The organism is Anaeromyxobacter soli (genome assembly GCF_022808855.1).
Classification (GTDB): Bacteria; Myxococcota; Myxococcia; order Myxococcales; family Anaeromyxobacteraceae; genus Anaeromyxobacter; species Anaeromyxobacter soli.
In genome coordinates this window covers 15,083-28,413 of record NZ_JAKZLF010000027.1, presented here as the reverse complement: position 1 = coordinate 28,413, position 13,331 = coordinate 15,083, and the positions used below count along the sequence as shown (strand labels likewise).

12 protein-coding genes are annotated in these 13,331 nt (G+C 72.6%); 9 read left to right on the top strand and 3 right to left on the bottom strand.

What is annotated here, in order from left to right:
- The first annotated feature begins 120 nt into the window (after positions 1-120).
- The 8 genes from MLV88_RS17190 (at position 121) to recA (ending at position 7,753) form a co-directional block, all read left to right on the top strand.
- Positions 121-432, top strand: a complete 312-nt coding sequence (locus MLV88_RS17190; RefSeq protein WP_242341461.1) for a YbaB/EbfC family nucleoid-associated protein — start codon at positions 121-123, stop codon at positions 430-432.
- Positions 433-434: 2 nt separating this feature from the next.
- Positions 435-1,031 (top strand): recombination mediator RecR, encoded by a 597-nt coding sequence (recR, locus tag MLV88_RS17185; RefSeq protein ID WP_242341460.1) that lies wholly within the window; start codon positions 435-437, stop codon positions 1,029-1,031.
- A 169-nt stretch (positions 1,032-1,200) separates the two neighbouring features.
- Positions 1,201-1,680 (top strand): roadblock/LC7 domain-containing protein, encoded by a 480-nt coding sequence (locus tag MLV88_RS17180; protein WP_242341459.1) that lies wholly within the window; start codon positions 1,201-1,203, stop codon positions 1,678-1,680.
- A 2-nt stretch (positions 1,681-1,682) separates the two neighbouring features.
- On the top strand, positions 1,683-2,270 hold the full coding sequence (locus tag MLV88_RS17175) for a GTP-binding protein (RefSeq protein WP_242341458.1): 588 nt from the start codon (positions 1,683-1,685) through the stop codon (positions 2,268-2,270).
- Positions 2,271-2,385: 115 nt separating this feature from the next.
- On the top strand, positions 2,386-2,985 hold the full coding sequence (locus MLV88_RS17170) for a hypothetical protein (RefSeq protein WP_242341457.1): 600 nt from the start codon (positions 2,386-2,388) through the stop codon (positions 2,983-2,985).
- 299 nt (positions 2,986-3,284) lie between these two features.
- A complete protein-coding gene (locus MLV88_RS17165) occupies positions 3,285-4,841 on the top strand; it encodes a tetratricopeptide repeat protein (RefSeq protein ID WP_242372960.1) in 1,557 nt (518 codons plus the stop codon).
- Between the two features lie 311 nt (positions 4,842-5,152).
- Complete coding sequence (locus tag MLV88_RS17160; RefSeq protein ID WP_243338105.1) at positions 5,153-6,673, top strand: YifB family Mg chelatase-like AAA ATPase; 1,521 nt, start codon at positions 5,153-5,155, stop codon at positions 6,671-6,673.
- 57 nt (positions 6,674-6,730) lie between these two features.
- On the top strand, positions 6,731-7,753 hold the full coding sequence (gene recA, locus MLV88_RS17155) for a recombinase RecA (protein WP_308197078.1): 1,023 nt from the start codon (positions 6,731-6,733) through the stop codon (positions 7,751-7,753).
- Between the two features lie 49 nt (positions 7,754-7,802).
- Here recA and MLV88_RS17150 read toward each other — a convergent pair whose 3' ends face one another.
- Together MLV88_RS17150 and MLV88_RS17145 are read right to left on the bottom strand one after the other, a co-directional pair.
- A complete protein-coding gene (locus MLV88_RS17150) occupies positions 7,803-10,979 on the bottom strand; it encodes a hypothetical protein (RefSeq protein ID WP_243338103.1) in 3,177 nt (1,058 codons plus the stop codon).
- 85 nt (positions 10,980-11,064) lie between these two features.
- A complete protein-coding gene (locus MLV88_RS17145; protein WP_243338101.1) occupies positions 11,065-11,550 on the bottom strand; it encodes an LptF/LptG permease family protein in 486 nt (161 codons plus the stop codon).
- Between the two features lie 88 nt (positions 11,551-11,638).
- Here MLV88_RS17145 and MLV88_RS17140 point away from each other — a divergent pair, with 88 nt between their 5' ends.
- Entirely contained in the window at positions 11,639-12,061 is a 423-nt protein-coding gene (locus tag MLV88_RS17140; protein WP_243338098.1) for a hypothetical protein, read from the top strand.
- 21 nt (positions 12,062-12,082) lie between these two features.
- Here MLV88_RS17140 and MLV88_RS17135 read toward each other — a convergent pair whose 3' ends face one another.
- On the bottom strand, positions 12,083-13,318 hold the full coding sequence (locus MLV88_RS17135) for a competence/damage-inducible protein A (protein ID WP_243338097.1): 1,236 nt from the start codon (positions 13,316-13,318) through the stop codon (positions 12,083-12,085).
- Between the last annotated feature and the right edge of the window lie 13 nt (positions 13,319-13,331).

The window sequence follows — 13,331 nt, the reverse complement described above, 5'->3', positions numbered from 1 at the left end:
TTCGCGGGGGGGGGGGGGGGCGCAGCCCCGGTTCTAACATCGCTGAACGACGGCGTGCTTCGCGTCACCGACGGTGATCGCGAAGCACGAACCGTCGTTTAGCGGCTCCAGGAGCGACGAATGGACATCCAGTACCTCATGCGTCAGGCCAAGAAGCTCGAGAAGGCGATGGCCGACGCGAAGGAGCAGCTCGCCGGGGTCTCGGTCGAGGCCGAGAGCGGCGGGGGGCTCGTGAAGGTCACCATGAACGGGAAGTGCGAGGTGACCCGCCTCGTCGTCGACCCGAAGGCCGTCGATCCCGCCGACAAGGGGATGCTCGAGGACCTCCTGACCGCCGCCGTGAACGCCGCCGTCGAGAAGGCGCGCGCCGCGGCCGACGAGCACCTGTCCAAGGCGACCGGCGGCATCAAGATCCCCGGGGTCGTCGGGTAGCCATGGCGGTCGCGGATCCCATCGCACGGCTCGTGAAGGAGCTCGCGAGGCTGCCGGGCATCGGCGAGAAGACCGCCCAGCGCCTCGCGTTCCACATCCTCAAGGCCGGTCCGGCCTACGCGGGCGAGCTCGCCGGCGCCATCGCGGGGGTGGTCCGCGACGTCCGGCTCTGCTCGGGCTGCCAGACGCTCACGGACAAGGACCCGTGCGCCGTCTGCGCCGACCCGCGGCGCGATCCCAGGGTCATCTGCGTCGTCGAGGGCGTCCCCGACCTCCTCGCCATCGAGCGCACCCACGAGTTCCGCGGCCGATATCACGTGCTCCACGGCGCCCTGTCGCCGCTCGACGGGATCGGCCCCTCGGAGCTCAAGATCCGCGAGCTCCTCGTGCGGCTCGAGCGCGAGCCCGCCGACGAGATCGTCGTCGCCACGAACCCCGACGTCGAGGGAGAGGCGACCGCGCTGTACCTCTCGAAGCTCCTGAAGCCGCTCGGGGTGAAGGTCTCCCGCATCGCTCAAGGAATTCCCATGGGCGGTGATCTCGAATACGCTGACCAGGTGACGCTGGCGCGCGCGCTCGCCGGTCGCCGCGAGCTCTGAGCGCATCGCTCGGTTCGTGCGGGGCCCGGTCGACGTACGCTCATGGTGAGCCCGTCGAACCATGCGACAGCCGGCTACACCGCTCGCGGCGCCGTGGCCGCCGGATTGAAAGGGGCGAGGTTCCCTGGTATTTCGCCATGGACTCGGACCTTCGCGGAGCCCAGCGCGCATGAATTCCGGCTTGGTGATGTACGAGGAGGAGTTCCGGCTCATCGCCGGGATCTGCGATCGGCTCACCCGCGACGCGAACGCCAAGGTCGTCTTCCTCGTCGACAAGAACGGTCAGCTCATCTCCTCGAGCGGACAGGCGCAGAACCTCGACACGACCTCGCTCGCCTCGCTCACCGCGGGGAACGTCGCCGCCATGGGCGGCCTCGCGAAGCTCATCGGCGAGAAGGAGTTCCCGAACCAGTTCCACGAGGGGGAGCGCGAGTCGCTCCACATGAGCATCGTGGGCGGCCGGGTGGTGCTCGTCGTCATCTTCGACGCGAAGAGCTCCCTGGGGCTCGTGCGCCTCCGGGTGAAGAAGGCCGGCGAGGAGCTCGGGAAGGTCTTCGACGGGCTCGCGAAGAAACAGACGGCGCCTGGCGCGGCGAGCCCGTTCGCCGAGATCACCGACGACGACATCGACAACCTCTTCAGCGAGTGATCATGAGCTTCATCAACTACAGCTCGCGCGAGATCAACTGCAAGATCGTGTATTACGGCCCGGGTCTCTGCGGGAAGACGACGAACCTCCAGTACGTCTACGCGAAGACCAACCCCGACGCGAAGGGCAAGATGATCTCCCTCGCGACCGAGACGGAGCGGACGCTCTTCTTCGACTTCCTGCCGCTGTCGCTCGGTGAGATCCGCGGCTTCAAGACCCGCTTCCACCTCTACACGGTGCCGGGCCAGGTGTTCTACGACGCCTCCCGCAAGCTCATCCTGAAGGGCGTCGACGGGGTGGTGTTCGTCGCCGACTCGCAGATCGAGCGCATGGAGGCGAACCTCGAGTCGGTCGAGAACCTGCGCGTGAACCTCGGCGAGCAGGGCTACGATCTCGACAAGATCCCGTACGTCGTCCAGTACAACAAGCGCGACCTCCCGAACGTCGCCACGGTCGACGAGCTGCGCCGGCTCATCAACCCGCGCGGCGTCCCCGAGTACCAGGCGGTCGCGCCGACCGGCGTGGGCGTCTTCGACACCCTCAAGGCGGTCGCGAAGCTCGTCCTGACCGAGCTGAAGCGGGGCGCTTAGCCCCTCGTTCCACCCGCCGGAGCCGAGGCCGGGCGGTCTCCGCGTGCTATAACGACCCAGAGTCGAACGCGACCCGGAAACGGAGCGCGCTCGGCTCGGGGAGGGGAGCGACGCGGTGCGAGTCCGGTGCCTCATCGCCCTCGGTGCCGTCGCGCTCCCGGCGCTCGTGACCGCGCAGGACGCCCCGCCCCCGGTGCGCACGCTCGAGGAGCGGGTCTCGGGCCTGCACGGCAAGCTCGCGCCGGCGAACGCGCGGCTGCGGGATCTCTACGAGCGGGTGGGGGCGGAGCTCGCCGCGGGGACGCGCGCCGTGCTCCTCCACCGCGACGAGCTCGGTCCCGCCTACGCGCTCGAGTCGGCCTCGTACGCGCTCGACGGCGCGGCGCCCGACGCGCCGCCGCCGACGGCCACCGCCCGAGGGGTGGCGGCGGAGATCCTCGATCGACGGGTGGCCGCGGGCGCGCACCGGGTCTCCGCGGAGCTCGTGTACCGCGTGCGCTCGAGCCCGGACGGCACGCCTCGGCGGCTCGACGTTCGCTCGTCCTACGCCTTCGACGCCCGGCCGGGGATGGTCACACGCGTCACGCTCGTCACCTACGACCGCGGCGGTCCGGAGGCGGAGGAGGAGCGCGCCGCGGTCCGGTTCGAGCTCGTGGTCGAGGGCGAGGCGGCCGCCGAGGGCGCTCCCGCCGAAGGCGACCCTGCCCGGCCGTGACCCGTCGTGTACGCGTGCCCCGGTCACCGGCGACGGTACGCCGCGCCGCGTACCGGTCGGGGCGGTCCTCCTCCGGCCTCCGAGGATCGCGCGTGCCGCAGGAGCGGGAACGCGATAAACGGAACGAGGCGCCGCGCGCCGAGCGCGGTATGTTACGCCACCTTCGTTCGGCAGGTGCGCGTCGTCGGTCGGCCGGGCCTTGCGCCCGCCGCGAGGCGGCACCGGTCTCGGAGGGGCGCCGTGCGACGGGCGAGCCCGGGGCGGCACGGATCAAAACGGTAGCCAGAGAGGTGCACGACATGACTTCCAAGATGCGGATCTCGATCGTCCTCATCGCTCTCGCCACGGCCTGCGCGACGGGCGGCGGCGGCGGCGGCAAGGGCCGAGCCTCGCGGTTCTACCCGGCGACCTACAAGCTCCCCGCCGAGAGCCAGCTCGACGATGCCGAGCGCGGGAAGATCCGCGACGCGCGCACGCACTACGAGCGGGGGCTCGTCGCCCAGCAGTCCGGCAACGTGGACCAGGCGCGCGCGGAGTGGACCACCGCCGCCGAGAACTACGTTCAGTTCGCCGACCAGTTCCAGTCCTCCGAGTGGCGGATGCCGGTGCGCTACCGCGCCGCCGAGCTCCTCATGCAGGGCATGCAGTTCGAGCGCGCCGCCGAGCAGGCCCAGAAGGTCGCGTCCGACCCCGAGGCGGACGCGGCGTCCAAGGCGGTCGCCGGACGGCTCGCGGCCGGCGCCTGGCTCAACGCGGCCAACCAGAAGGTGAAGGCGAACCAGCTCGAGCCGATCAAGCTCGCGAACGCCGATCAGCGCCGCGGCGAGCCGCTCAAGCCCCGCGTCCCGCCGGGCGAGTGGAAGCGCTTCGTCGACGCCACCGACGTGTACCTGCAGAACCTCGACGCCGACCCCGAGCTGAAGAAGCCCGCCGCCGAGCGCCGTGGCGGTCTCCCGCCCGCCCAGCTCGCGCTCATCGGCGCCGAGGTGGAGTACGCGTTCGACAACATGGAGGACGCGCGCCACCGCTTCGACGAGATCCTGAAGCGCTGGCCGAACGAGGCCGACGTGCTGGAGAGCGCCGTCCCGCTGTACCTCCAGACCTTCCTCTACGCGAACGACGAGGCGGGCTACCAGGCCGAGGTCGCGCGCGTCCGCCAGCTGGTCGAGGCGCAGGTGCAGAAGGCGACCGACCCGAAGGAGAAGGAGAGCTTCGCCAAGGTGACCGAGTCGCTCTCCCGGGCCGAGGCGGGCACCCAGTTCGCCGCCGCGCAGAAGCTCCTCGACGAGGGCAAGCCCGCGGACGCCGCCCAGGCGTTCGAGAAGCTCGCGTCCGATCCGAAGGGAGGCGACGCCGCGAACGCGCTGCACAACGCCGCCGTCGCGTGGGACAAGGCGGGCAAGGCGGAGCGCGCCGCGGAGGTCCGCGAGCGGATCCTGAAGGAGTACGGCGACTCGAGGGTCGCGCCGAACAACATGCTCCTCCTCGCCGTCTACAAGTCGAAGAAGAACGACCACACGGGCGCGGCGAAGATGTACGAGGACTTCCTGCAGAAGAACCCCGAGTCGCCGAACCGCTGCGTGGCGCTCCAGAACGTCGCCTCCGAGCTCGACATGGCGAAGAAGCTGGCGCCGGCCGCCGAGCGCTACGTCGTCTTCGGCAAGGACGAGAAGTGCGCGTCCGCCGACGCGAACGTCGCCGCCCGGGCGCTGTACCGCGCCGGGCGCCTCTTCGAGGACGCGAAGCAGAAGGCGAAGGCGAAGGAGGCGTACGCCGCCGCCGTCGCGATGAAGGGCGTGACCGACACGGTCGCGAAGAGCCAGGTCGACGACGCGAAGCGCCGGATGGCCAAGTAGCGAAGCCGCGCGCCGCGCCGCGGCGCCCGGAGCCTCACCCCGCGCCCGCGCCGCTCCCGTGAATGGGAGGGCGCGGGCGCGGTGCTTTTGCGGGGCCGCGCCCCGATCGGCCGGCATGCTCGACGCGGCGCTCGCTCGAGCGCTGCGGCTCGCCGCCCGCCGCCCGCCGACGCCGACGCCGGCCCGGGCGTTCCGCGCTCGCGAGCGTCCGCGGCGCGTCCGGCGCGAGCGCGCGGCGGGCCGGGGAAGCTCCTCTCTCGCGCGCCCAGCAGCGATCCGGCGCTGGCACGGCCCCTGCTGAACGTCCGTGCATGCTGGTCCGCATCCGCTCCGGCGCCGTGCTCGGCGTGCAGGCGATCCCCGTCGACGTGGAGGTCGAGGCGACGCTCGGGATGCCGGGCTTCCACCTCGTCGGGCTCGCCACGGGCGCCGTGCAGGAGGCGAAGGTCCGGGTCGCCGCGGCGGTGCGAAACCTCGGCGTGAAGCTGCCGCACAAGCGGATCACCGTGAACCTCGCGCCGGGGGACCTGCGCAAGGACGGCACCGGCTTCGACCTGCCGATGGCGATGGGCGTGCTCGCGGCGGTGGAGGAGGTCCCCGCGGACGCGCTGGCGAGGGTCCACTTCGTCGGCGAGCTCGCCCTCTCGGGCGAGGTGAAGTCCGTCCGCGGCGTCCTCCCGCTCGCCATCGAGGCGCGCCGCGCGGGCGCGCTCGCGATCGTCGTCCCGCAGGCGAACGCGCTCGAGGCGTCGATCGTGGAGGGCGTGAAGGTCCTGTCCGCGGGTCACCTCGGCGACGTGGTCGCCTGGACTCGCGGTTCGGCGGAGCTCCTCCCGCCGCCGGGGGCGGTGCCGGCGCCGCCCCCGGGCGTCCCCGTCGACCTCGCCGACGTGACGGGCCAGGAGAACGCGAAGCGGGCGCTGGAGATCGCGGCCGCGGGGGGCCACAACCTGCTCTTCTTCGGGCCGCCGGGCAGCGGCAAGACGATGCTCGCCCGCCGCCTGCCGACGCTCCTCCCGCCGCTCGCGTTCGAGGAGGCGCTCGAGGCGACCGTGGTCCACAGCGTCGCGGGGCTCACCCGCCACCGCGGCCTCCTCGCCGATCGCCCCTTCCGCGCGCCGCACCACTCGATCTCCGACGCCGGCCTCGTGGGAGGCACCAGCGTCCCGCGGCCCGGCGAGGTCTCGCTCGCGCACCAGGGCGTCCTGTTCCTCGACGAGCTCCCCGAGTTCCGGCGCCACGTCCTCGAGGCGCTGCGGCAGCCGCTCGAGGACGGCGAGGTCACGATCGCGCGGGCCGGCCGGAGCGTCACGTACCCCGCCGAGCTCACGCTCGTCGCCGCGATGAACCCCTGTCCGTGCGGCTACCACGGCGACCGGCGGAGGCGCTGCCACTGCACGCCGCACGAGCTGCTCAGCTACCGGCGGCGCATCTCGGGGCCGCTGCTCGACCGGATCGACCTGCACGTGGACGTGCCCGCCCTCGCCACCCCGCTGCTCGGCGAGGCCGCGGCCAGCGGGCCGACGAGCGCGGAGGCGCGCGCCCGGGTCGCCCGCGCGCGCGAGGTGCAGCGGGGGCGCGCCGGCGGGCGCGGGGCGAACGTGAACGCCCGCCTGCGCGGCGGCGCCCTGCGGCGCGCGGCGACGCCGGACGACGACGGGCGCCGCATCCTGCAGGCGGCGGTCGAGAAGCTCGGGCTCTCGGCGCGGGCGCACGACAAGGTGCTGCGCGTCGCCCGGACCATCGCGGACCTGGAGGGCTCGGCGGCGGTGCGCGCGCCGCACGTCGCCGAGGCGATCCAGTACCGCGCGCTGGACCGGCCGCTCTCGTGAGACCCGCGCCGCCGAAGCGGCGCGACTGGTGCCCCACCGCGGGGCGAGGAGGACGACGTGACGAAGCTGAGCGACAAGATGAAGGCCCTCGGACAGGCGCTCGCCGGGATCGAGAAGCAGTTCGGGAAGGGGAGCATCATGCGGCTCGGGGACGGGCACGAGCCGGCGCCGGTGGCCGTCGTGCCCACCGGGTCGCTCGGGCTCGACCTCGCGCTCGGGGTGGGCGGGCTGCCGCGCGGGCGCGTCGTCGAGATCTACGGGCCGGAGTCCTCGGGCAAGACGACCCTCGCGCTGCACGCCATCGCCGAGGTGCAGCGGCAGGGCGGGGTGGCGGCGTTCATCGACGCCGAGCACGCCCTCGACGTGACCTACGCCCGGAAGCTGGGGGTGAACCTCGCCGACCTGCTCGTCTCCCAGCCCGACACCGGGGAGCAGGCGCTCGAGATCGCCGAGCAGCTCGTGCGCTCGGGCGCGATCGACCTCATCGTGGTGGACTCGGTCGCCGCGCTGGTGCCCAAGGCGGAGATCGAGGGCGAGATGGGCGACGCGCACATGGGCGTGCAGGCGCGCCTCATGAGCCAGGCGCTCCGGAAGCTCACCGCGGTCGTGTCGCGCAACCAGTCGCTCGTCGTCTTCATCAACCAGATCCGGATGAAGATCGGCGTGGTCTTCGGGAACCCGGAGACCACGACCGGCGGGCACGCGCTCAAGTTCTACGCGTCGGTCCGGCTCGACATCCGGCGCATCGGGCAGGTGAAGGACGGCGATCAGGTGGTCGGCAGCCGCACCCGCGTGAAGGTGGTCAAGAACAAGGTGGCGCCCCCGTTCCGGGAAGCGGAGTTCGACGTCCGCTACGGCACGGGCGTCGATCGCCACGGCGAGGCGCTCGACCTCGGCGTCGAGCGCGGGGTGGTGGAGAAGTCCGGGGCCTACTTCGCGCTCGACGGCGAGCGGATCGGGCAGGGCCGCGAGCGCGCCATCGAGTGGCTGCGCGCGAACCCGGAGGCCTTCGAGCGGCTCGCCGCGCGGGTGCGGGAGGGGGCGGGCGCCGCGGCGCCGGCGCTCGCCGCGGTGGGGTGAGGGCGCGGCGCGGACGGGGACGCTGGCGTCCCCGCCCCGCCTCGCGGGATCAGAAGAAGAAGTACCGGAGCGTGATGTTCGTCACCCAGCGCGAGTGGTCGCGAAGGGCCGGCGTCTGCAGGCCGCCGATGTCGAAGGGGTGGCCGAAGTGGACGCGCAGGAGGAGCGGTCCGAAGAGCACGTTCACGCCGAGCACGCCGGTGAGGGTGCGCGCGTCCCAGGCGCCCGGCTCGAACCGCTCCAGGGCGATCGGCGCGAGCGGGCTCCCCGTCGTCGGGTCGTACGTCGGGACGAGCACGGTGCTCGTCTTGGACTCCCAGCGGTTGAAGACGCCGCCGAAGTCCAGGGCGGCGACGCCCTCCAGGTAGTCGAAGATGAGCAGGCGGATGAGCGGATCGAGCGGGAACTGCAGCTCGGCGTTCACCACGTAGTAGTGCTGCCCGATGAGGAACTCGAGATCGAGCGGGTAGAAGCCGCGCAGGTTGTCGGCGGAGGTGAGCCACCAGCTCTTCTCCCAGACGCGGCCCTTCTCGTTCGGCGAGAACGTCGTCCCGCCCGCGGCGCGGAGCATGAAGTTCGAGCGGCCGACGAGCTGCCAGAACTTCTCCGTGTCCGCGCGGAAGAAGCCGTGCACCGCCTCGCGCCCGGGGAGGTACCCGCCGCCGAGCTCGAGCAGGAGCGAGCTGCCCGCCACCGGCCCGGTGTACTGATCGTAGCGGATGGTGTCGTAGCCGTAGCGCACGGTGGGCGAGATGGTGAAGTTGACGCCGCCGTTGCGACTCTCCCAGTCGCGCGTGGAGGTGTACGGGCCCGTGGTGAGCGTGGGGCCCTGGCAGAGCAGCGTCACCGCCCCCGAGAAGTCGGTGAGGCAGTAGCGCTGGACGCCGCCCAGCGTGAGCTCCGTCTCCACGCGCCGGAAGCGATCGAGCGGGTAGCGCAGCGCGCCGACCACCCCGAAGTCACGCTGGTAGTAGGCGAGGTTCGGGTCCAGCCGATCGAGGTTCTGCTGGACGAAGTGGAACCCGCCGAGCACCCAGGAAAGCCGCCTCGCGCGGTTCTCGAACAGGAGGAGCCCCTGGGTGTAGTCGAACGAGCCGTAGACGGAGAGGTCCACGAAGAGGACGTTGTCCCGGAGCATGTCCGAGAACAGCACCGCGGCCCGCCCCGCGACGGCGCTCCCCGCGCCGCCCCCGTAGACGAAGCCCGCCTCCGGGCGCCAGTTGCGGATCGCGAACGCGTCGTAGTCCTTCACCTGCTCCGGCCAGGTACCGCTCGGGATCTCCAGCACGTCTCCGGTGGGCGGCAGGACGGCCACGCTCGGCTGCTCGAGCCAGGCGACCTTGGGCACCTCGACGATCCGGAAGACGCCGCCGTAGAACGTGCTCGCGAACACGCCGCGCCCCTTGGGCGAGGGGCCGGGGCTCGTGAGCCCGGTGGTGAAGTCGGTGATCCGCTGGACCGCGCCCGCCTTCAGCAGGTAGAGGTCGGGCTTCCCGGAGACGTCCGAGGTGAAGAGGACCGAGCCGTCCGCCTGCGGGAACGGCGCGCGGTCTGTGCTCGCGGCGGTGGTGAGCCGCGTGCGCTCGCCGCTCGAAGGATCGATGCGGAAGAGGTTGAGGCGCCCGTGGTCGGTCGCGTCCGAGGAGAAGTAGATGCCGTCCTTTCCCCAGGCGACGTCCTTCTCGACGTATGGATCCTGCGTGATGCGCCGCGCCACGCCGCCCTTCACCGGGACCACGTAGATGTCCGACTGGCCGTCGGTGGACACGCCGGCGAACGCGATCTGCGACCCGTCCGGCGAGAAGGCGGGGTCGGAGATCTGGATGAACGGCTGGCCGCGCTCGGTGTGCACGTCGAGCTTCCTGCGCCGGCCGAGCTCGATGCGCGGGGGACGTCCTTCCCTGAGCTTGTGCCGGAAGCGCTGGACGTGGAGGCGGTCGCCGATCCCGTCCTGGGCCGAGAACGCGAGGATCCCGTCCCCGAGGCCGAGCACCCCGTACTCGACGGGGTGGAGGGACTCGAACCCCGGCACGCTGTCCGAGACGATCTCGACCGCGCTGCGCGGGTTGCGCACGTCGACGAGGTAGAGGCGGGCGCGGCCCTTCTCGCGGTCGATGCCGCGGAAGAGGATGAGGTTCCCGTCGGCGGAGGAGACGAAGTCCTCGGGCTCGGAGGGGAGCTGCCGGAGCTCCCGGAGCTGCGGGAGATCGTGCTTCGCCTCGAGGTACTGCGGGTAGTAGCGGCGCTTCAGCCACGCGCGCCAGCGGGCGTCGACCTGCTCGATGGGCTCGTTCAGCACGCGCCGCACGAGGGCGCCGAAGTTGCGCGTCGTGCCGCCCGCGGCGGGGCCGCCGCCGAAGCCGCCTCCGCCGTCGCCCATGAGGTAGGCGTTCTCCAGGAACGCCTGGATCTTCTCGTGGCCGTACTGGTCGGCGATGAAGGCGATCCGCGCCTGGCCGAGCTTGTAGGTCGGGATGTACCCGCGGATCCGGTCCTCCCCGAACGACAGCACGTCGTAGCCCTTGCGCGGCTCGGGGTTCCAGACGAGGTCGCGGAGGTAGAGGTCCGTCTCCGTGTCGATGCCGCCCTTCGAGTAGAACTCGGCGATGCCCTCGATGAACCAGAGCGGCAGGTACGCGATGGGCGAGGACATCTCCTCGGCGCCGGCGGCCTCGAGCAGCTTCTGGATGGTGAACTGGTGCACCATCTCGTGCGTCGACACCTCGATGAACCGGGCGTGATCGCCGAAGTACGGGACCGTCATCTTGAGGTCCTCGGGCGAGGTGACGCCCAGGACCGACTCGGTGACGGCGAAGACGTTCTGCGTCTGGAACTCGCGCTGCGTCGCGTAGAGGATGTAGGGGATGCGCTTCGTCGGATTGTAGTGGAACTGATCGACGAGGCGCGCGTAGGCGCTCTGGATCGCCGGCAGCGCCCGCTCCGCCTGGGCGAGCTCGTTCCGGTAGTAGTAGAGCCGGAGGCCTCCGGGGCCGCCGCCCGGCGGCGGGACGTCGATGAACTGCCAGTCGAAGCTGAACCAGGCGACCTGGTTCTGCCCGGGGCGCTCGGGGAGGATGAAGGTCTGCTCGAGATCGCGCCGGGGCCGAGGCTTCTCGGCCTCCATGCGGTCCATCGAGTGCATCGCCTCGCCGAGCGACGGGCTCGGCCCGAGCTGTGCGGCGGCCGCGAGGGGCAGCGCGAGGGCACAGAGCGCGAGGACTCTCATTCGAGCAACACTACGTAGGAGGGACCCTCCGGGCGAGCAACCGAAAGGAGGTCCGTCCGACGCAGGCGTCGTGTACCGCCGCCGCTCAGCGCGAATCGGCGCGGATGGGCCAGCGGGTCCCACCGATGGTGATGGCATAGCGTCCCGTCCCTGGGGGGTCTTCGTCGATGGCGAACCCGAGCGTCACCTGGCCTGCGCGGGTGAAGCGGGCGCGTTCGCCGCCCTTCACGGCGCAGCGGAGCACACCGTCCTCGCCGAGGCGGAGGGTGGCGGGATCGAGCGGCTCCCGCGTTCCGTCGGAGAGGAGCAGCACGGGCGCCCCGTCCGGCCTCTCCTGCAGCACGCCCCGCACCGTGTAGGGCGTCTCCTTCACCGCGACGTACGCGGACTCGCGGCCCACGCGCACGAGCCACCTCCCGTCGGGTGCGCGCGCGAGCGAGCGCCAGAGGACGTCGAGCGTGCGCGCGTGGGTGATGGGCTCGCCGAGGTGGAGGAAGCGGCCCTCGTCGTCGATCGACAGGCCGCTCCGGGATCGCAGGAGCTCGAGCGCGGCGTCGTCGACGGTGGTCACCCGCGCATCATAGGGCCGGTGAGCTCCGTTGCGGAGGCGGCGCTCGGGTGGTAACGAACCGCGCGTGACCGCGAGGACAGAGCCTGTGGTGCGCATCCGCTGTGGCCCCGACGAGGAGGCCCGCTGCCGCGCCGCGCTCGCGCGCGCCGGCTTCGAGGTGAAGCGCTCGCTCACGTGGCTCGTCGTTCGCGACGCCCCGCCCGACGCCGTGAACGAGGCCCTCGCCGCGGGCGGGGCGGACCCGCGCGTCGCCGTCCGGCAGCGGATCGGGCAGCTCATCGGCTGGCTCCTCGACCGCGAGGGCAGCCTCGACGGCCGCGCCGTGAACGTGCAGGCGCTGGTCCGGCGGGTGCTCGAGGAGGGCGGCCTCACCGGACGCTACCGTCCGAGGCCGCTCGACGCGCTCCTCGCGGGCGCGGCCGCGCTGTACGCGGAGCTCGTCGAGACCGCCGCGGGGTTCGTCTCCTGGGATCGCTTCGTCGAGCTGTTCTGCGAGGAGCTGCCGGGGTAGCGGCGCGCCGGCGCGCCGCCGTCAGGCCCGCAGCGCGAGCCGCAGCAGGTTCAGCGCCTCGTGGGCGGCGGTGCGGCGGATCCGGTCGCGACCGCCGCGGTAGAGCCGCTCGACCGCGCTCGTGCCGGACGGCCCGGCGAGCGCGAGGTGCACCGTCCCGACCGGCTTCTCCGGCGTCCCGCCGGTCGGCCCGGCGATGCCGGTGATCCCGATCCCCCAGGTCGCCCGCCCGACCCGGCGCGCCCCCTCCGCGAGCGCGCGCGCGACCGGCTCCGACACGGCGCCGTGCGCCGCGAGGACGTCGCGGGGGACGCCGAGCACGGCCTCCTTCATGGCGTCCGCGTAGGCGACGACGCCGAGGTCGAGCACCGCGGAGGCGCCCGGCACGTCCGTCAGGAGCTCGGCGACGAGCCCCCCGGTGCAGCTCTCCGCGAGCGCCACGCGCTCGCCGCGGGCGGCGAGCCGCGCGACGACGAGGGCCGGCAGCTCCTCCTTGCCCTCGCCGAACACCGCGTCGCCGAAGATCGCGCGGGCCTGGGCGGCGAGCCGGTCGGCGCGCGCAGCGGCGTCCGGGCCGGGCACGGTCCACTTGACGTGGACCTCGGGCCAGTGCGCGCGGAAGCCGAAGCGGACGTCCGCGTTCGCGGGATCGCGCATGAGCGGCCGCATCGCGTCGTCGGCGTGCGACTCGGGGACGCCGAACAGCTTCAGCACGCGCCCCGCGGGCACCTCGCCGAGCCGCGCCGCGAGCCGCGGCAGGAGCCACTCGTCGGCGAGCCCCCGGAACTCGAGCGGCACGCCGGGGAAGCAGACCACCTCCGCCCGCCCGATGCGCACCGCGAACCCGGGCGCCGAGCCGAACCGGTTCGGCACGACCTCGGCGCCGCGCGGGAAGCGCGCCTGCTTCTCGTTGTTGGGGGTGAGCGCGCGGCCGAAGCGGCGGAAGCGCTCCTCGAGCGCGCGCAGCGACGGCTCGTGCAGCTCGAGCGGCACGCCCATCACCGCGGCGACGCGCTCGCTCGTGAGGTCGTCCTCGGTCGGCCCCATGCCGCCGCTCATCACCACGAGGTCGGCGCGCGCGGTCGTCTCGCGGATGGCGGCGTCGAGGTCGGCGCGATCGTCGCCCACGAGCGTCTTGCGCCGGACCATGACGCCGAGGTCCCAGAGCCGGTCCATGAGCCAGGCGGAGTTCGTGTCCACCACCTGCCCGGTGAGGAGCTCGTCGCCGGTGGAGAGGATCTCGACGTGGAGCGTCATCGCGAGCGACCTC